Below are 19677 nucleotides of genomic sequence, written 5' to 3'. Positions count from 1 at the left end.
GAGATTGACATGAATAAACTAGTACTTGTGTTACTTTTAACACTTAGCGCCTTGCTTGCAGCATGTTCATCAGAGGGAAAAGTAAGTGGGCAAGCGACTAAAACGGAACAGACTGGAAAAGGGGATAAAGCCAAAGCAGAAGATGAAGGTTCAGTCGAGGTGGATAAAGGCCTTTTTAACGTGGAAGTGACCTTACCTGCATCGATGTTTGAAGGTGAAGACATTGACAGTGCCATTGAGGAAGTGAAAGCGGAAGGCGTCAAGGAAGTCATCAAGAATGACGATGGTTCCGTCACCTACAAGATGTCCAAATCCAAGCATAAAGAAATGATGAAGGAGCTTGAAACAGGCATCCAGGAATCACTTGAGGAAATGAAGACGAGTGGGGACTTTGCTTCAATCAAGGATGTGAATCACAATAAAACCTTCTCTGAATTTACCCTGGAAGTAGATAAAAAAACCTATGAAAATAGCATGGATGGCTTTGCGGTATTCGGCCTTGGTATTTCCGGAGCCTACTATCAGCTGTTCAATGGTGCTGACAAAGATGATTATAAAGTGACGATTAAGGTCAAGGACCAGGCGACCGGCGAAGAATTTGATCAGATTGTGTTCCCGGATGATATGGAGGAGAATGAGTAAACCTTAGCGGAAAGAAGCACTTGTCTGTTGAGAATTGGCAGGTGCTTTCTTACCAATTTTAAATTATTCATCCGCCTTAAATGGCTCTATCAATCATGTATAATGGAAAACAACTTGAGAGCTTGGGGGTAAACCGTCTTGGCAATTGCAGCTTTTTCGAAATTTAATAGTTTTAAAGAGGAAATTCAATCCTTATCACTTCCTTTAGAGGATGAGGCTCTCATCAGTGAGTCCTTTTTGCTGGATAAGGATGAAAAGAAGCAGCTGGAAATCTATTATGCACCTTTTGAACATGTGAATGAGCATGCTCAGGTGGTGATTGCGGGGATCACCCCTGGCTTGCACCAGATGAAAAAATCCTATTCAACCGTGTTGGATTTTAAAGGCCAGGAAACGGAAAACGAAACAATTCTTCATGAAGTGAAGAAAAATTCGAGCTTTGAAGGGCCGATGAGGAAAAATCTGATTACGATGCTCGATGAACTGAATTTACATAAACATCTTGGGCTGTCGTCAACCAGCGAATTGTTTGGAGAGGCAAGCAGCCTGGTACATACTACATCAGTCATTACCTATCCTGTTTTTCACAAAGGAAAGAATTACAGTGGCTCGACCCCGAACATCCTGAAGACTGAATTGCTGAGGGACTATATCCTACAAGGATTCGCAAGGGAAATTGAAAGCCTGAAAAATCCTTTGATCATACCTTTAGGAGTGAACGTCGAAAAGGTACTAGCGTTTCTGGCTGCCAACAACCGCCTTTCACCTGAAAGCATCCTAAGTGGTTTTCCGCACCCATCAGGAGGGAATGGCCACCGTCACCGCCAGTTCGCTGAAAATAAAGCCGCAATGGAAAAAACATTGAAAGCGTATTTTGAAAAATAACGGAGGTGCCTCGCATGAAGCAATATTTGAAGATTTTTGTGCATACAGAGATTAATCGTGTGAATCGGCTGATTGAAGAAGGCTGGGAGCTAATTGAAACAAGCAAGGTTCTGTATCCAGATGGAGGAGAAGGAGTGGAGTATCACCTTGGCCTTCCGGCGGAAACAAGAATCAAGCAGCTGGTGGAAATCATCAGGACTTACGAGAAACATGGCTTTAAAAGCGACCTGATCCATGATTTTGCGGAGTCAAAAAAGGAGGACCTCCTCAGCTATACAACCGAACCGGAATTGGATATGCCAGAAACCCCGGTCACTAGGTTCCTCACCCTTTACGAAGAAGCCGTCAACGGGAAAAGTGTGAAGTACTATAAAAGAAAAATGCATCCTTTTGATGATCCGGCATTGGATAGCATTGATATCGACCTGGATTATCATAAAAGGCTTTAAATCCTTATCGGTTGCCTAGAATTAATCCATGCATCGTTCAGAATACTATCTTTTGTGAGAACATAAGGATTATCAATGTATCTCATTCGTTACCTCTTAATATTATATGAAGGATTCCTTAGCTGAAAAGGGATCCTTTTTATTATTTACAGGTTCAAGATTAATGTGTCTTTTAGAAATAATGAGTTGTTTTACTCGAGTTTATACAAGAAGTGGTGATAATGATTTAAGTGGGAAATATTCCTATAAAACTATAAAAGGGTAAGCCTTTCCGTAATATGAAGTATATAAAGTAGAAAAAAGAAATTGAAATGACACAAGAGCAATAGGAAGGTTCGGATTATTTGATTAATTTACGTATGGTAGAAATGTACCATATGAAGAAAATGGAAAAGGGGGAAGTAAGTAAATGAATGTAATGAAAAAAGTATTTTTACTCACACTGACAACTATTCTGTTATTCAGCATGAATGTGGAAGGCTTAACTGTAAAAGCAACGACTGATGTGCCAAGAGAAAGCGGTGATCAGATAAAACAAGATCCGAATTCTAAGTTACTAGAAAGCTTAGAGAAAATCAGTGAAGTTACAAATGGTAAAGACAAATCCTTTTGGACAAAACGTGCTATGCAGGTCATCGGGACAAAAAAAGTAAGTGTCAAGGAAGAGCATCTTTCCTATGGAACTGCTAAAGTTTATAAAATCGACAATAGTCCTTATGTTGCTGTTGGAATACCGATTGTAAGTAGTAACCATCACGAGGTCAGCAATGTGTCCATTTATTTTAATGAAAAAACTAAAAAGCTGCAAACCTATACAGAAATGGAATTTAAGAGGTCAGAACAAGATACTTTCCATATCCTTTTGAATGTTAACGGAAAAGAACAGATTAACGAGCTTACAGAGGATCCATTCATGACTGAAAAAGAAGTTCGGGAAAATTCAACTGGACAAATAGGCGCTCTAGGTGTGGATTGGAATAAAGTCGGTGATTGTCTTGGTATTTCAGGAATGGCAGCAAGATGGTTATCGTACATTTGTGGAGCAACGTGTGTAATCACTTTGGGGACTGCATGTGTTGTCTGTGTCACAGCAGCGATTGGTGTAACGGGTGGTACAGCACTGGCTTGTCTAGGTCAATATTGGGATTAACATTATCATAATTAAGGAGTTGGAAAATAGTGTGGCTTAAGAAAAGTTTTCTAGTTTCATTAGTTGTTTTACTATTTGTTTCTATGTCAACCCCTCAAAGTCAAGTAAATGCTGAGGTAACATCAGATGATCCTCTTGCGCAGCTGGAGGATTCTGTGAAATATCAATTAGAAAAACTTGTTGAGGTTACGGATAAGAAGGAAAAGAGTAAATGGGTTAAAAGAGCAGAGAAACAAATTCAAAAAGGACAAGTTAAAATCTATTCTACTGAATTAGATTTTGAGAATGCTAAAGTATTTACTTATAAGGAAAATGACTTTCATTCTGTAACGATTCCTGTATCTAGCGAAAGCCACCATGAAATAAGCAATGTAGCTCTGCATTTCCTAAAGCCAGGAAAAGTGGAATCTTATTCAGAGATATTAATCCAGAAATCTGAGATTGATACTTTCCAAACAATTGCATATATTAATGGTGAGGAAACTTTCAACGAAGTGACTGATGAAACGTTTTATACAGCAGCAGAGTACTTTGACAGCCAGGATGGGGCTATTTCCACTATGGGCTTTAGTTTTAGCGGGTTCGTCAAATGTTTGGGTCTCCCTTCTATTGTTGGCTGGCAATTAGGTAATATTTGCGCTATTGCTTGTCTCACTGGAGTCCTCTGCCTGCCATGTCTCGCAGTAGCTCTTGGAATGAGTACTGGTGCTATTGCAACTTGTTTCTATCTTAACTGGTAAAATCAAACAAGAAAGGAGAAATCACCGTATGGAAACATTATTAATCATCATTTATGCAATTTCTATTAGTCTTATATTATTTTTGTTAATCAGGAACAGGAACAAAAAAAAAATCAGATTAAATATTGTTGTATTGGTTCTCCTTTCGAGTTCTACATTGGCAGCTGTGTCTGTTGTTGATTCGAAATACTCAGTAGTTTTATATTCCATGCATATTGCACTGTTGGCTAGTGCACTAATTATTGCTGTTAAAGCAAGAAGAACTTCATAAAAAATAAGGCTGAACCATCTTGGTTCAGCCTTATTTTATGTGGTTTTTTAATGTTCAAAAGGCAAGTCATACAATGGATCTAAAACGATGATATCAATATTAATTCCGTTTAAAGTAATAAGGCCTATAAGAGTTAGTCCTACAATAATCTTTGATAAGTTTTTCATTTTTATCCCTCCTAATTGAAATATAGCATAGTGTTAAGAAACTTAGATGGTGCAACATAGTAATATGTAATTGATGAAATTCAATAATTTGTAAAAATGCGATGATTTTTATAGTTCTTTATTCATATAAGAATATTTTATTTTAGAAGAAATTTTTCTAATAATAGAAAAGACACCTTTCTTCTGGATGAAAGGTGTTATATGATTATTGTTAAAGTAATATATTTCCAAATATTCTTGAAGAAGGAAAATGGTAAAGAAACTCTGAGATGATGGGAAGGAGTCAAGATTATGAATGAATTCAATTTCAAAAACCTTGGTGATACAATCCATACAATTAGAGTAAAGCTAAATGTAACCCAAAAAGAACTAGCAGAAGGAATTTGCAGTCAATCACAAATCAGCAAAATAGAAAAAGGCGAAATAAGCCCTTATATAGATACTTTGGTTAAAATCGCCAATAGGCTTGGGATGGATCCAAACTATTTTATTAACCAAATCTGTAAAGAACAATATGAATTTGTAGAGCATTCTAAAATGAAAATTAGAGAGTACACAAAGAAAAAAGAGTATGTTGAGGTAAAAAAATTAATTAGACGATTAGAAAAACATCCGTCTTTTAAAAAACTTGAGGAGGTTCAATTCTTATATTGGCATAAAGGAGTTTATACATATTACTTAGAAGATGATTTTTCTAAAGCTATTAACTTGTTAATGAATGCATTGAATCTTAAGTGCTCATTTCAGAAGACGAAACAGGATATTCAAATCATGAATAGTATTGGCATCATGTATGGTGAAGAGGGAGAGTGGGAGCAAGCCGTATTATATTTCCTCGAAGCATTAAATATTTCAAAGAATTTGTTATATCCGATTGGCTTTACGATATTGATAAAAATCTATTACAACTTGAGTAAAGTGTATTATAATCTGAATGAAAACATGGAGGCTATACTGATTGCGGAAAAGGGAATAAAATTGGCGTTAGACAATGAATCTAATTACTTGCTAGGAGAATTGCTGTATCAGAAGGGGTTAATACTTTTAGAGGAAAAAGCCATTCATGAAGGCAAGGAACTAATGGATAAAGCGTGTATGCTTTTTGCTATGAATGGGAAAGAGCATTATGTCAAAACAGTTCTTGATAAACTTCATCAATATACTTAGTGGTCTTGTGAAAGAAGACACCGTGGGCTGTGATTCATTTTGGAAGGAATGGGGATGTCCTTTTATCCGAAGAAATGTGGTTATAAATAGATCGAACAAGCGGAAGCTAGGGTTTTATTTACTCTAGCTTTTTTAATGCAAATGTTTATTAAAATAAGAACTCTCGATTCTTTATTGAAACCTTAGAACTGCCGTTAAGACTTTAGGACATTAGCAAACAGATGGTTGGTATAACTGTATCTACCCTCAAACGGATGACTATAATGGTATAAATTCGATTTATGCATATTAGGAGGAGCACTAATGAAAAAACTAATATTAATAGGGGCTCTAGTAGTAGGAGGGATATGTGTACAGTAATAAAGATTTAACTAATGTAGTAGTATCTGAAGGAAAACTGCAGGATTCTTATGAATTTTTGGATGATATGGAAAAACAAACTCCTTAAATTTAATTGGGAAAAAAATAAGTGGAGAATCAATTATCGATAGAGATGAGGAAGGATTTCCGAATTATTATTTTACAGTTTCAGATTTTAAGGTTGAATCAGTCATTAAAAAATAATACAGGACGGAAAATAGAAAAAAATCAAGAAGTGTCTATATTAGAAACCAGTGCTTTTGATGAAAATCATGATCAGATATTAAGTGTAAGTGGTTATTTACCGATGGAAGATAATAAACAATACATGCTATTTCTCGAACCGAATGATTCGGAAAAAGGACCTGCTGTAGGTTCTTTCAACATTCAAGGAGTGGTTATGGGGAAGTTTGCTTTTGAAAAGGATAATAACGAAAGACATAGACTTGAGGATAGAGAAACTAAGCATTACGAAAAAGTTCATTCAAGAGCACATAAAAAAATGATTGGTGAATTAAATGAAAAGTATGGGGATTATTTGGAAGATTAGTATTGTTTCAAGGGATAGAGCCAGCTAATGATAATTAGTAAAAAAGATTTGGCCAGCGGAAGTCTCCACGGTTTGTTTAGCCAATCTGGCTTGTAATTCAAATGGTGAAACGGCGTTTGATATATGTGAAAACAGGATGCCCCTCGGTATTAGAGGAGGCATCTTGTTTTCTTTAAGGAATGTATTTTAATAAAATGACCAAATTAACCCCCGTGAACAAAATGAACAAAATGTTAACTAAGTTTTTAATGCTGTTTAAATGAATAATCTTTCCTATTTTCAAAAACTTTGTAAAATTAAGAAAACGCTTACAAGGGGGAGTTAAAATGTTTTCTATGAAAAAAATCTCTGCGGTTTTTTGTGCTGGTGCACTGGCGGTTAGCCTGGGTGCTTGCAGCAGTGATGCTCCAGCATCCTCTGCTAAAAAGGAAGGTTCAGATTATCCTACTAAAGCTATTACGGTGGTGGCGCCATCTGGAGCTGGCGGCGGATGGGATTTAACTGCCCGTTCATTGACAAAGGTACTGAGTGAAACAAAGATTGTGAAACAGCCTATGACAGTGGAGAATAAGCCGGGTGGCGGCGGTGCTGTGTTTATGGCTGAATATGCTACGGCGCAGGCAGAAAATAATGAGATGCTTTTTGTCAATTCACCTCCGATTATCATCAACAATCTGAAAAAAGAAGGGAACAGCCCATATGGGGTCAAAAATACAACGCCATTGGCCCAGCTGACAAAAGATTATGGAGCCATTGTTGTAAAAGAGGACTCGAAATTCAAAGACCTGAAATCTGTTTTGGAAGAGGTAAAAAAGGATCCTAGTAAACTTACATTTGCCGGCGGATCTGCGCCTGGTTCGATGGACCATCTGATTTCTATCCTGCCAGCTTATAAATATGGCGTTGATCCGACTAAAGTGAAATATGTTTCTTATGATGGCGGCGGAGAAGCGATTACTGCTCTGCTTGGCGGTAACGCTGATGTCATTGGTACGGACGCTTCCAGTGTTAAGGAATTCTTGAAGGCTGGCAAGGTAAGGGTATTGGCGGTCACTTCTGCGGAACGTTTAGCAGGTGATTTCAAAGATGTTCCAACAGCAAAAGAACAGGGAGTGGAAGCTGAATTTACGATTTGGCGCGGTGTGTTTGGTCCTGAAAAAATGTCTGATGATGCAAAAGCTTATTGGGAGAAATCACTTGAAAAGCTCGCAAACTCCCCAGAGTGGAAGAAAGAAGTAGAGACGCAGGGCTGGGATCTTGATTATAAGAATGGCGAAGATTTCAAAAAGTTCCTGGAAGACCAGGAAGGCCAGGTTCAGCAATTATTAGAAGTCCTGGGCATGCAGAAGTAACCAAAAAGGGGGAGGGTTTTCCTCCCTTCCCCCATTCTTGAAAGGAGTAAGCAATGAGTATTCAATTCGATCGGATTGCCTCGATACTATTTTTGGCTACAGGTGTTCTTTTTATTGTTGGGAGCAGACAGCTTGCGAGTTCATCATATGGCAGCTCCGTTGGTCCTGATATTTTTCCTTTATTACTTGGTATCATTCTTGTTCTGTTAAGCATTCGTTTGTTTTATGAAACCATGGTAGCAAAAACCCAGCAAAGTTCGAAAGAAAAATTACTGTATAAACCTTTCTTGATCATTTTTTTCGCTACATTGGTTTATATTTTGACATTGGAAACAATCGGGTACGTCATCACAACGTTTTTATTTTTATTTGTTTGTTTTCAAACGATGGAACGCACTAAGGTGATGACTTCCCTTATCATATCTGCTTGTTTTTCCGGATTTGTTTATTTTATGTATGTAGAAGTATTAAAAGGAACGCTGCCAGGATGGCCAATTTGGCTTTCATAGTTTTGGAGCAGCCTTTCCGCTGGAGGTTGTAGAATTTTGAGTACACTTGAATATTTATTTCAAGGCTTTGGAACAGCTTTTATTTGGTATAATCTCATATTTGCCTTCATTGGAGTCTTGATTGGGACAGCAGTTGGCGTTCTTCCGGGGATTGGGCCGATGAGTGGAGTAGCGCTGCTTATTCCTGTAACCGCATCAGCTACTGGCTGGCTGCCGCCGGAATCCGCTGCCACCAGTGCGATCATTTTACTTGCGGGAGTCTATTATGGAGCCATGTATGGAGGTTCAACCACCTCGATTCTATTGAACACACCAGGAGAATCCTCTTCGGTGGTCACAACGCTGGACGGTTACCAGATGGCCAAAAAGGGGAGAGCAGGCAGTGCCTTATCGATTGCGGCAATTGGTTCCTTTGTCGCCGGGATCGTTACGCTTTTCGCCCTTATTGCATTGGCCAAGCCACTATCATCGGTGGCGATAAAATTTGGTCCAGCAGAATACTTTTCATTGATGCTTTTAGGACTTGGAGCTGTCAGCGGCCTGGCCGGAAAATCAGTGACAAAGGCATTGATCATGACCGTTACTGGATTGTTGCTTGGGACAATTGGTATTGATAGTGTTTCAGGTATTGCCAGATTCACCTTTAATGTTCCGTGGCTTTATCAGGGGATAGAGTTCCTGACGATCGCCGTAGGACTGTTCGCGCTTGGTGAGGTTTTTAAGACGATTTTGGAAAAAGATGAAGAAGAGGGAGAAATCGCGAGGATTAATAACTTGCTGCCTTCAAAGGCTGAGTTAAAAGAATCTGCTGCACCGATTGCACGTGGTTCCATATTAGGCTTCTTTGTTGGGATCTTGCCGGGAGCAGGGGCGACTCTCGCATCCTTCTTTTCTTATATTTTAGAAAAAAAGATCTCGAAAACTCCTTCAAAATTCGGAACAGGGACCATTGCAGGTGTGGCAGCACCGGAATCGGCGAATAATGCCGCGTCCGGCGGTGCGCTGATCCCGTTATTGACATTAGGGATTCCAGGTTCAGGGACGACGGCTATTTTAATGGGAGCCCTGATGATGTATAACGTCCAGCCCGGTCCGTTATTATTCGAGGACCATCCGCAGGTAGCATGGGGACTGATTGCCAGTATGTTTATCGGCAATGTCATGCTGTTGGTCTTGAATCTTCCGCTCGTAAAAGTGTTTGCGAAGATTATCCAAACACCAAAACAATTCCTGATCCCAATCATTATTGCCATCTCGATTTTTGGTGTTTATGCTGTCCAGGTATCAACAAATGATCTTTTGCTGTTACTGGCATGTGGAATTTTCGGCTATTTCCTGAGTAAAAATGATTATCCCATTGCTCCGCTTGTTCTCGGGTTGGTGCTAGGGCCGATGGTTGAGAATAACCTGCGCAGAGCATTGACGATTTCCAATGGAGATTTTAGTATCTTTGTATCACGGCCAATTTCTCTCGCTTTTCTCCTAATCACTCTCCTATGGCTAGTGATTCCGTTCTTAATGAAAAGGCGAGGGAAAGAAGTCATTATCAATATAGAAGGTTAAATAGTTTAAATAGTAAAAAAACTCCTTTCTATAAGGAGTTTTTTTACTATAATGAGGATAGAGGTGTTGATGTGAGGCTGCATTCTAAATTAATGCTCTTAATTGTGATCCTTATTCTCTTAATTGGCGGTATTTTCGAAATCACTTTCAAAAATATTCTCGAGACGAACATGAAGAAGGAAATTGGCTCTAAAGCGCTGGCTGTGGCGGAATCCATTGCCAATATGCCAGAAATTGAAGAAGCTTTTTACGAGAATGATCCAGCTGCTGTTATTCAGCCGATTGCTGAAAGGATCCGGAAACAGGTAGGAGCAGAATTCATTGTGGTTGGCAACAGGGATGAGGTACGTTATTCTCACCCCAATCCAGTTCGATTAGGACAAAAAATGGTCGGTGGCGATAATGGCCGTGTCTTTAACGGAGAAGCTGTTATTTCCGAATCTGTTGGGACATTGGGCCCTTCTCTAAGGGGAAAAGCGCCAATCTTCAGCAAGGGAGAAGTTGTTGGCGTGGTGTCTGTAGGATATCTTCAGACCGATATCGAAAAGGAAATCTCAGCTATACAGAAAAAAATGTTCACTGCTACGTTTCTTATTTTAATAGGAGGCTTAATGGTGGCCTTCCTGATCACGTTGAATATAAAAAAGGCTCTGTTCGGTCTTGAACCAAAAGAAATTGCCTGGATGTATCAGGAGAAACACGCCATATTAGAATCCATTCATGAAGGCATCATTGCCATTGATACCGATGGTCGCATCACGGTCGTGAATGAAAACGCTCACAAGATATTGAGGGTGCCGAATGAAATCCTTCTTCGCGGAAAAAGAATCGATGAGGTGTTGGAGAATACGCATCTTCTTTCAGTCGTTGCAACAGGACAAGCAGAGTACGATAAGGAGATTATGATTTTAGGAGAAATATATTTAGCGAATAGAATACCTATCTTTAATAAGAAAGGGGATGTGATCGGGGCAGTCGCAAGCTTCCGGAGCAAGTCGGAGTTGGCGAATTTACTGCAGGAATTGTCGCATGTAAAAGCCTATGCGGAGGGGTTGCGTGCCCAGACCCATGAATATTCCAACCGGCTTTATACTCTCCTTGGCCTGATTCAGCTCGGCTCTTACAAGGAAGCCATCGACTTCATTTCTAAGGAAGTCGATGTAGCCCAGGGATTCATTCAATTTTTAATGAAGGAAGTGCCAGACCCTATCATTGCTGCCTTCGTCCTTGGAAAGTTCAGCCTGGCAAGCGAATTGAAGGTTGATTTTACAATTGACAGGGAGAGCAGCTTTAAAGATGTGCCAAATGAAATTGACAGAGATCACTTGGTGACGATTATTGGGAACCTGGTCAATAATGCATTTGAAGCGGTCAGGGAGAACGGGAAAGCCGAAAAAAGGGTCATGCTGTTCCTGACCGATCTTGGCAAAGAGCTGATCATTGAAGTCGAAGATAACGGGCAAGGGATAGAAAGTGAAAACAACGAACACATTTTTCAAGAAGGTTTTACAACGAAGAACAGCAACAGTAATTCAGGTATTGGTCTAAGCCTTGTGCAAAACGCGATAAATCAATTAGGTGGATACATCACCTTTTCATCTAATCCGGGGGAAGGCACAATTTTCACTGTGGCGATACCAAAAAGCAGGGGGAAATGAACGATGGGGAAAAAGGACATTGAAGTTCTAATCGTCGAGGATGATTTAAGGATAGCCGAAATCCAAAAGCGGTTCATTGAAAAGATTGAAGGGTTTCAGGCCGTCGGGATTGCAGCCGGTTATGTAGACGCTATAACCTTAATCGATATTTTGAAGCCGGATTTGCTTTTGCTCGATGTTTATTTTCCAGATATGAACGGCCTCGAATTGTTGAGGGAACTCAAGCTGCATTCAAAACAAACCGATGTCATCATGATCACGGCCACGAGGGAAATCGAAAAAGTACAAGAAGCGATCAGTATTGGAGTCTTCGATTATATTATCAAGCCTTTAGTGTTTGAACGATTCAAGCAATCCCTGCTGAGATATCAGGATTATCATGAAAAATTATCGCAATTAGGTAAAGCCAATCCTGTCGTGACACAGCAGCAAGTCGATAAACTGCTGCGGAAAGAAATGAATGAATTGAATAATGAAAAATCATACCTTCCAAAAGGAATCGACCCGCTGACACTTGAAAAAGTCATGGAGGTCATTGGCAAGGGTGGAGCGGGACTTACGGCGGAAAGCGTCGCAAAAGAAATCGGCGTCAGCCGGACAACCGCCAGACGTTACCTGGAACATCTCGTATCCATCGAAAAAATTGAAGCGGATTTAACATACGGCACTGTTGGGCGGCCGGAACGGGTCTATATGAGTATAGGGTAATGAAAACAAACAGGGACATGCGGAAGGACTGCATGTCCTTTTGTATATTTTGATGTTGATAAAAGCTGACAATTTGGTGAATATTCCTCACCTGGTCGAATTATTCGAAAATGTGGTCGAAATAAATCAAAATGTGGTCGAATAAACCCAAAATGTGGTCGAAATAATTAAAAATTCGCCAAATTAATTTAAAAAGTGATCGAAAAAACGAAAATGCCGGCTAATGTTGCTGGCATTTTCGTTTTTGGCAGGCGATTATTTACTTTTCCTTGGAAATAGCATTATAGTGTTCAAGGTTTTTGAACCGTTTTTTCTTTTTTAAGTACTTTTCGTTCAGTACCAGCACTTTTCCGTTATCGGAAGCGGAGAATTTGCGGAAGACGAATTTGTATTTTTCAAAGGCTAAATGTCCAGAGATATAAACAGGCAAAATGATGGCGATCAGGATCAGCACATCTCGGATGATATGGAATTGGTGTTCGAAAACATAGATTGTCATAACAGCCTGGGAGGCGAATGCGACCATCAAGGTGATTAGGACATTGCATATGTGAAAGGGGAAAAACTCTTTTCCTTTCAGAAACATCCGCTCGAGCTCATTTTTAAAAATAAGGGAAATGAACACGGAAATCACAATGAAAATAAGGGAAATAAAAAACGCCATTTCACCCGTCCTCCTTTATGGAACATTCCTTTCAAGCATTGTAACACAAGATTTGCAAGAATAATGAAAATTGGCATCCGATGGTTCTAGAACTTCATAGCTCAAGATTGGACTATTACTCTCCTTTCCCCCACCAGCCTTTTTTTCGGAAGTATAAGGCAATGGATAACCCCGTCACAAGCATGAGGATCAGTGCGTAAAGATAGCCGAACTTCCACTTCAATTCGGGAATGATTTCAAAGTTCATTCCATATAAACCGGCCAGGAACGTCATAGGCAAAAATATGACACTTACGAGAGTGAGCGTCTTCATGATTGTATTGGAATGGTCGGCTTTGAGCGTCATTTGTAAATTGAAAATGCTGTTTAAACTTTCCTTGAAGGTGTCGAGAGCGCTAACGATCCGAGCATAATTATTGTTCAGGCTTTTAATGAAATAGCCTGATTCCTCATTCGTGAACGGGAATTTGTCGGAACTAATCGTCTCCATTACATCCTCTTGTGCCTCGATCGTTTGTCTTAATTCATGCAGGGTTGCTTTCCACCGGTATACACTTCTGGCAATTTTGTTCTCAAAGGGATCTTTAAAAACCCTCTTCTCCAAACTTTGGATTTCATCTGATATCTGATCAATCATTTCTAAATCCTGGGCAATTGTTTCATCGAGTATGTGAAAAAGAACCATTCCCACATGGGACATCTGCTGTGGATTTTCAATAAAAGGTTTCTCCAAATTTTTTGCGAGATAAAGGTCCTTTTCAGCCTTTGATACCACATAGTTATGGCCAACCAATATCGTGATTTTCACTCGAGAGTAATCCGGCTGGATTGCAATTAACGAAATGATCGCCTCATTTTTAAAAACATCAATCTTTGGAATATCACTGAATTCGCGCAGTCCTTTCAACGCTAAAGGATGGATGTTCAATTGATTGATAAACGGTTCAAATTGATCGGCATTCGATGAATGAAAATGAATCCATGCGATCTCTTCGTTGGAGTCGGGAAGGGAAAGCTCATCTTTTTTGGTAACTGTTTTATTATTTGCTGAGTATACGAGCATCGGTTTTTGTCTCCTGAATTTGATTTAAACTTATTTTGTGTTAGTCACGGCAATTTTATTTTGGGGTGTATTCTTGCGGAATAAGATTTGCCTTTCTATCTCAGTCTAATAGTAAAAGACAGTCACGAATGAGATAGGGGTTTGCGTTTATGTCAGGAATTTTGTTAGCTTTGCTTGCGGCGGTTTCGTGGGGGAGTATTGTGTTTGTCAGCAATAAGCTGGGCGGTGATGAGGACAGCCAGACGCTTGGGACGACGGGCGGAGCTTTGATCTTTGCCTTAGCTGTCTTTTTTTACAAAAACCCGGACATGCCTACGCTTGTATGGGTGGTTGGGTTTATTTCTGGGTTGTTTTGGTCACTTGGACAGAAGAATCAGTTCGGTGCTGTCCGCTACCTGGGTGTTGCGAAAACGGCGCCGATGTCGACAGGCTTACAGCTGCTCGGGACCACTTTTTTCGGAGTGTTTATTTTTAAAGAATGGCAGACAAAAATGAATTACATCGTCGGAATCTCGGCGCTTGTCCTGATCATTGCAGGGGCTCTGCTCACTTCGCTTAAACAAGGAGGTGAAAGGGGAGAGACGAAGAGCCTGAAAAAGGGGCTGCTTGTCTTGCTCATTTCAACTGTTGGTTTTGTTGGATATGTGGTCTTGATCCGCTGGTTCAACATTGATGGTTGGGCCGCCATCCTCCCGCAGGCAATTGGGATGGTGACGGGGGCATTGATTTTGACGTTCCGCGATAAGCCATTCAACAAGTACGCGGTCCGGAACATCTTAACCGGGCTCCTCTGGAGTACGGGTAATCTGGGGTTATTGCTGGCGCTGCCGAGAATCGGGGTTGCCACCAGTTTTTCACTCTCCCAGACAGGCATTGTCATCTCAACGATTGGCGGGCTTTTCTTTTTAAATGAGCGTAAAAGCAAGAAACAAGTTTGGCGAGTGCTGCTGGGTTGTGTGCTCATAATTGCAGGCGGTGTGTTACTGGGTGTAACGAAACGATAAAGGGAGCTGACATGATGTATCCAAGTCTTGAAGGAAAAGTTGTTGTGATTACAGGTGCTGCCACTGGTCTCGGAAGGGCAATGGCGGTGAGATTCGGCGCTGAGAAAGCAAAGGTGGTCATTAACTATTTTAACGAAGAGCAGGAAGTGCAAGCCATTATAGATGAAGTTGAAAAAGCGGGCGGCAGTGCCACTGCGATTCAGGGAGATGTCACGAAAGAAGAAGATGTCAAAAGGATGATCGATCATGCGGTGAAAACATTCGGGTCATTGAATGTTATGGTCAATAACGCCGGCATTGAAAATGAAGTGCCATCGGAAGATCTCTCCCTCGAAGACTGGAATAAGGTGATTTCCACCAATTTAACAGGGCAATTCCTGGGGTGCAGGGAAGCTCTTGACTATATGCTGGAGAATGGAATCAAGGGTTCCATCATCAACATGTCATCCGTCCATCAGGAAATACCATGGCCTCATTTTGTCCATTATGCAGCCAGCAAAGGTGGAGTCAAGCTCATGACCGAAACGCTCGCACTCGAATTTGCTCCACATGGAATTCGGGTGAATTGCATAGCGCCGGGTGCGATCGACACACCTATTAATGCCGAGAAGTTCGATGACCCTGAACTGAAAAAAGGAGTCATCGAGCTGATTCCGATGGGTTATATCGGCAAGCCTGAAGAAATCGCCGCATGTGCAGTATGGCTCGCCTCGAGCGAAGCTAGCTACGTCACAGGACTCACCCTGTTTGCGGATGGCGGCATGACGCAATATCCTGGGTTTCAGGCTGGGAAAGGGTAACGGTGGGGACGGTTTAAAGATGATCACTAATCTGATCCATACTTGAAGTGTGTGCCCATAGCTAGCAAAGGGAGGGAGTTCTCAACACAAGAACTCCCTCCCTTTTATTTACTCCATCTTTTCATAAAGAAATTCATTCAACGATTCCACATCCAGCAACCTCATGTTTCCATCCTTGAAGGATTGGATTCCCATGATCATCGATTTGCGGAAGTCGGTTAGTGGTTTTCCGTCTGCATAGGCTTCATCATGAGTGAAGTACAATGCTCCTTTATCGGAATCGTATTTCCAGGTTCCTTTTGACATATGATCCTTTGAAGGGTAAGTACCGTTTGCATATCCCTCATAGCTGCCATCTGCATTCAGAACGATGGAAGGGGGTGAGCCGGCAAGGCCCCATTTTCCGACTAATTCTTTTCCGTCTTTGGAGATATTCTCCTGCACTGAATCACGGTCAATGCCAGCCAATGCATCCAGCTGTTTCAGGTCTGCTGCTGTGATCGTGCCGTCACCGACCGGAACGGAATCCGCGAGCTTGGAGTGTGCCTCAATCCATACATTAAAGCCTTCCTTGATGGGCTCATTTCCTTTCTGCCAAAGCTTCTGATCCTTCTTTTCAATGGCTTTGCGAATTGTATCAATGCCCTCGGTATAAAATTCCATGGCCGATAGATATTGATCATGAACCTCCTTGTATCTTTCAGGGGCGATAATGGCTTTATAACCGTTTACAGTCTTTTCGATGTTATCAACTTGTTCAATCAGCCGTTTTTCGCGTTCTTTGGATCCAGAGTCTTCTTCAGCCACCGCATTTAAATTTCTGAACCCTTCATCCAGGCTGGTGTTCAGTTCATCGATTTTGTCAGGATAGTCTTCTTCCGTTACTTCCACTGGTTCAACCTTAAGTGATTCTTTCTTTTCAGCGGTGGGCTCGGAGCTGCAGCCTGCCATTGTGATCATCGTCAGTAAGGAAACGGCCAACGTTTTAAGTTTCATTTTTAAAATACCTCCATAGTTTCAAAGATTGCTTTTTTACCATGATTGCTTTTTCCGAGATGGAACTTTTTACATAATAGAGGGATAGGAAAAATATGTAAAGTAAATACCACCGCATTACCACTTTTTGAGTCTTTTTACTCATGGGACAAAGGGAAAATAAACGAAACGTATGTTAAGCTTTAAATGAAAACGTTTGGGGAGGAAGTAAAATGAACTACCGCATTACCAAAGAGTTGAACGAAAGCTACAAAAACCAGATTAATCACAAACTGTATGAATATAACTTAAGCCATTTTCCTGAAGATTTAAGAGGAAGATACCAAGAAGTGAACCTCATTCTACTAGATGAGAATGAGAATATCCGTGGAGGCATTCTGGGAGAAATCTGCTGAAACTGGCTGGAGATCCATACGCTTATGATTGATGAAGACATTCGAGGGTTAGGATATGGAACGAAATTGTTAGCAGAGATTGAACAAGCCGCGTTAGAGAGTCAATGTGATTTTATTAAGGTGGACACCCTGAGCTTTCAGGCGCTGGATTTTTATCAAAATAATGGTTATGAAGTTTATGGGACATTGGACAATGTGGGAAGGGAATTTAAGCATTTCTATTTAAAAAAGGACCTATTAAAAGGGGAATCGTTATGAATATTGTTGCAGCACAAATGCCAGATTTACAGGCGATTGTCCAAATCGACAGTGAAATGATCGGTAACACCAGCAGACGGAACATGATTGAGAATGCAATTAAGCAGAAACATTGTATTCTTGTAAAAGAAAATAACGAAGCTGCCGGATTTGCTATTTATGATACGAACTTTTTTGAATGTACGTTTATATCCTTGGTGATTGTGTCACCTGGAAAAAGACGTAAGGGATATGCAAGCCAACTGTTGAATGAATTGGTTCGAACTTCGCCTACTGAAAAAGTTTTTTCATCTGCCAATCGTTCTAATCTCAGTATGCAGAAGGTATTTGAAGCGAATGGGTTTGTTGAGAGTGGTATCGTCGAGAATTTGGATGAAGGCGATCCGGAGATCATCTATTTCAAATTGAAATAAAGAGAAACAGCAGAGCTCTCCGCTGTTTCTCTAAAATTCCTTTGTTTCCGGTTCGGCAGATTGATTTTTCTCAATATGCTGTTCTCCCCAGGCGCATAGTGAATCGAGAATCCCTTTCAAGGACCAGCCATAGTCTGTCAATGAATATTCGACTTTAGGAGGGACCTGGTTATAGACCTCCCGTAAAATGACATTATCTTCTTCCAGCTCACGCAATTGCTGTGTGAGCATTTTTTGAGTGATGCCGGGCATGAGTTTTTTTAATTCACTTGTCCGTTTCTTGCCTTCGATCAAATGGCAAAGAATGACGACTTTCCATTTCCCGCCGATTACCTCGAGGGCTGCTTCGACTGGTATATTATATTTCTTCAAAAAAACACCCTCCTTGTCTTTCTGATTATTTGTAGTGTCATTATAACCTTACATTTCTATAAGTAGTATAGGGCACTTTTTGGTGCCTATATCACCTGAGGGTGCCTACGGAACTTTAAAGTGCGTACTTCTCAAGCGATCAGGTATCCTTCATAATTGCATTCATGTTGGCCAAACGTGAAAGGCGCCTTCGCGGGTCAACTTAATAATCTGCAATGGAGGAAACCTTTTTATGAGTTCACATACACGAAATAATAACAAGGGACCATTATCCCTTTTGGCTTTGGCAATCAGTGCATTTGGCATTGGTACGACTGAGTTTGTACCTGTTGGATTATTATCAACGATTTCTGAAGATCTGCATATCTCGATCACTTTAGCCGGGTTGTTAATCTCCGGATACGCAATGGGTGTAGCATTTGGAGCACCGATTTTAACAGCTTTGACCAATAAAATGAGCCGCAAAACCTTGCTTATGGCTTTAATGGTTATTTTCATCATCGGAAATTCAATTGCAGCGATTTCGACCAGCTTCGGTTTGCTGTTGGCAGCAAGGATCATCACTGCTTTTTCTCATGGAGTCTTCTTTTCGATTGGCTCGACGATTGCCGCTGACCTTGTCCCTGAGGATAAAAGAGCAAGCGCAATCGCCTTTATGTTCACAGGTTTAACCGTCGCCACTGTAACTGGCGTGCCGCTTGGGACTTTCATCGGCCAGCTGTTCGGCTGGAGGGCAACATTTGGAGGAGTGGCATTATTAGGTGTTGTAGGAATTATCGCAAGTGCAATCCTTATACCAAAAAATATTAAGCCTGCACCACCGGCAAAATTCAGTGATCAACTAAAAATATTGGGCAATGGGCCGTTGCTGCTGGCCTTCGCCATTACCGCCCTGGGATATGGCGGCACTTTTGTCGCCTTTACTTACCTGACTCCGATCCTTCAGGATATATCAGGGTTTTCTCCAAAAGTGGTAAGCATCATCCTGCTTGTCTATGGAGTGGCTGTTGCCATCGGCAATTCAATCGGAGGAAAAGCCGCCGACAAGAATCCGTTGAAGGCATTGTTATGGATGTTCATAGCCCAGGCGATCATACTCGTGATTCTATCGTTTACAGCGCCATTCAAGGTGGCTGGCGTCATCACAATCTTCTTGATGGGCATGTTTGCGTTCATGAATGTGCCGGGGCTTCAGGTTCTGGTTGTACGATTGGCAGAACGCTATGTCCCGGCAGCTGTGAATGTCGCATCCGCCTTGAATATAGCCGCATTCAATCTCGGAATCGCGATCGGAGCGTTTGTTGGCGGACTGATTGTGGACTCCATCGGATTGATCCACACGCCGTGGATTGGGGGAGTGATGGTGATGGGAGCCATCCTTTTGACCAGATGGAGTATGTCAATTGAACAAAAGAGAGCTTAAGTGTAAAACATTGAGGCAACGGTACCCCCGTTGTCTTTTTTTATTTTAAAGCACGGGGACGTATCTTTTGCTTCCAAATCAAGAATGAAAGGTACACCCCTGTACTTCTTATTTTTGG

21 protein-coding genes and 1 pseudogene are annotated in these 19677 nt (G+C 41.0%); 18 read left to right on the top strand and 4 right to left on the bottom strand.

Features of this window, described 5'->3' with window-relative positions:
- Window positions 1–9 precede the first annotated feature (9 nt).
- The 13 genes from FS736_RS05820 (at window position 10) to FS736_RS05760 (ending at window position 12171) form a co-directional block, all read left to right on the top strand.
- On the top strand, window positions 10–642 hold the full coding sequence (locus FS736_RS05820; RefSeq protein ID WP_144475409.1) for a hypothetical protein: 633 nt from the start codon (window positions 10–12) through the stop codon (window positions 640–642).
- 138 nt (window positions 643–780) lie between these two features.
- Window positions 781–1527: a hypothetical protein gene (locus FS736_RS05815; protein WP_144475408.1), complete on the top strand. Its 747-nt coding sequence runs from the start codon at window positions 781–783 to the stop codon at window positions 1525–1527.
- 14 nt (window positions 1528–1541) lie between these two features.
- Window positions 1542–1976, top strand: a complete 435-nt coding sequence (locus FS736_RS05810; RefSeq protein ID WP_144475407.1) for a hypothetical protein — start codon at window positions 1542–1544, stop codon at window positions 1974–1976.
- Window positions 1977–2385: 409 nt separating this feature from the next.
- Window positions 2386–3126, top strand: a complete 741-nt coding sequence (locus FS736_RS05805; RefSeq protein ID WP_144475406.1) for a hypothetical protein — start codon at window positions 2386–2388, stop codon at window positions 3124–3126.
- 29 nt (window positions 3127–3155) lie between these two features.
- The gene (locus FS736_RS05800; protein ID WP_144475405.1) at window positions 3156–3866 is read left to right on the top strand and encodes a hypothetical protein; all 711 of its coding nucleotides are present in this window, start codon (window positions 3156–3158) and stop codon (window positions 3864–3866) included.
- A gap of 28 nt (window positions 3867–3894) precedes the next feature.
- Window positions 3895–4137 carry a hypothetical protein gene (locus tag FS736_RS05795; protein ID WP_144475404.1) on the top strand — a complete coding sequence of 81 codons (243 nt, stop codon included), beginning with the start codon at window positions 3895–3897 and terminating at the stop codon, window positions 4135–4137.
- Window positions 4138–4595: 458 nt separating this feature from the next.
- Entirely contained in the window at window positions 4596–5471 is an 876-nt protein-coding gene (locus tag FS736_RS05790) for a helix-turn-helix domain-containing protein (protein WP_144475403.1), read from the top strand.
- 469 nt (window positions 5472–5940) lie between these two features.
- On the top strand, window positions 5941–6381 hold the full coding sequence (locus FS736_RS05785; RefSeq protein WP_144475402.1) for a hypothetical protein: 441 nt from the start codon (window positions 5941–5943) through the stop codon (window positions 6379–6381).
- Window positions 6382–6707: 326 nt separating this feature from the next.
- Window positions 6708–7733 carry a Bug family tripartite tricarboxylate transporter substrate binding protein gene (locus tag FS736_RS05780; RefSeq protein ID WP_144475401.1) on the top strand — a complete coding sequence of 342 codons (1026 nt, stop codon included), beginning with the start codon at window positions 6708–6710 and terminating at the stop codon, window positions 7731–7733.
- Between the two features lie 53 nt (window positions 7734–7786).
- Window positions 7787–8242 (top strand): tripartite tricarboxylate transporter TctB family protein, encoded by a 456-nt coding sequence (locus tag FS736_RS05775; protein ID WP_144475400.1) that lies wholly within the window; start codon window positions 7787–7789, stop codon window positions 8240–8242.
- Between the two features lie 36 nt (window positions 8243–8278).
- The gene (locus tag FS736_RS05770; RefSeq protein ID WP_144475399.1) at window positions 8279–9805 is read left to right on the top strand and encodes a tripartite tricarboxylate transporter permease; all 1527 of its coding nucleotides are present in this window, start codon (window positions 8279–8281) and stop codon (window positions 9803–9805) included.
- A 71-nt stretch (window positions 9806–9876) separates the two neighbouring features.
- Window positions 9877–11463, top strand: a complete 1587-nt coding sequence (locus FS736_RS05765) for an ATP-binding protein (RefSeq protein WP_144475398.1) — start codon at window positions 9877–9879, stop codon at window positions 11461–11463.
- Window positions 11464–11466: 3 nt separating this feature from the next.
- On the top strand, window positions 11467–12171 hold the full coding sequence (locus tag FS736_RS05760; RefSeq protein ID WP_144475397.1) for a response regulator: 705 nt from the start codon (window positions 11467–11469) through the stop codon (window positions 12169–12171).
- Between the two features lie 259 nt (window positions 12172–12430).
- On the opposite strand, the gene FS736_RS05755 is transcribed toward FS736_RS05760, so the two are convergent.
- Window positions 12431–12835: a hypothetical protein gene (locus FS736_RS05755; RefSeq protein WP_144475396.1), complete on the bottom strand. Its 405-nt coding sequence runs from the start codon at window positions 12833–12835 to the stop codon at window positions 12431–12433.
- Window positions 12836–12950: 115 nt separating this feature from the next.
- Window positions 12951–13898 (bottom strand): magnesium transporter CorA family protein, encoded by a 948-nt coding sequence (locus FS736_RS05750; protein WP_144475395.1) that lies wholly within the window; start codon window positions 13896–13898, stop codon window positions 12951–12953.
- A 149-nt stretch (window positions 13899–14047) separates the two neighbouring features.
- Here FS736_RS05750 and FS736_RS05745 point away from each other — a divergent pair, with 149 nt between their 5' ends.
- Together FS736_RS05745 and FS736_RS05740 are read left to right on the top strand one after the other, a co-directional pair.
- Window positions 14048–14902: a GRP family sugar transporter gene (locus tag FS736_RS05745; protein ID WP_144475394.1), complete on the top strand. Its 855-nt coding sequence runs from the start codon at window positions 14048–14050 to the stop codon at window positions 14900–14902.
- 14 nt (window positions 14903–14916) lie between these two features.
- Complete coding sequence (locus tag FS736_RS05740; RefSeq protein WP_144475560.1) at window positions 14917–15702, top strand: SDR family oxidoreductase; 786 nt, start codon at window positions 14917–14919, stop codon at window positions 15700–15702.
- A gap of 108 nt (window positions 15703–15810) precedes the next feature.
- Here the strand turns inward: FS736_RS05740 and FS736_RS05735 are convergent, their stop codons facing one another.
- The gene (locus tag FS736_RS05735; protein ID WP_144475393.1) at window positions 15811–16698 is read right to left on the bottom strand and encodes a DUF6376 family protein; all 888 of its coding nucleotides are present in this window, start codon (window positions 16696–16698) and stop codon (window positions 15811–15813) included.
- A gap of 212 nt (window positions 16699–16910) precedes the next feature.
- Here FS736_RS05735 and FS736_RS05730 point away from each other — a divergent pair.
- Window positions 16911–17351: pseudogene (locus FS736_RS05730) on the top strand (GNAT family N-acetyltransferase).
- Window positions 17348–17764: a GNAT family N-acetyltransferase gene (locus FS736_RS05725; protein WP_144475392.1), complete on the top strand. Its 417-nt coding sequence runs from the start codon at window positions 17348–17350 to the stop codon at window positions 17762–17764. Before FS736_RS05730 ends, FS736_RS05725 begins: the two are co-directional and overlap by 4 nt.
- Before the next feature lie 30 nt (window positions 17765–17794).
- Here the strand turns inward: FS736_RS05725 and FS736_RS05720 are convergent, their stop codons facing one another.
- Window positions 17795–18136: a winged helix-turn-helix transcriptional regulator gene (locus FS736_RS05720; protein ID WP_144475391.1), complete on the bottom strand. Its 342-nt coding sequence runs from the start codon at window positions 18134–18136 to the stop codon at window positions 17795–17797.
- Window positions 18137–18368: 232 nt separating this feature from the next.
- On the opposite strand from FS736_RS05720, the gene FS736_RS05715 reads away from it, so the two are divergent.
- Window positions 18369–19559, top strand: coding sequence for an MFS transporter (locus FS736_RS05715; RefSeq protein WP_144475390.1), 1191 nt, complete (start codon window positions 18369–18371; stop codon window positions 19557–19559).
- Window positions 19560–19677: the final 118 nt, after the last annotated feature.

The organism is Cytobacillus oceanisediminis 2691 (assembly GCF_007678455.1).
Lineage (GTDB): Bacteria > Bacillota > Bacilli > Bacillales > Cytobacillaceae > Mesobacillus > Mesobacillus oceanisediminis_A.
The sequence above is the reverse complement of the archived record's forward strand: the minus strand, read 5'-3'. Positions and strand labels throughout refer to the sequence as shown.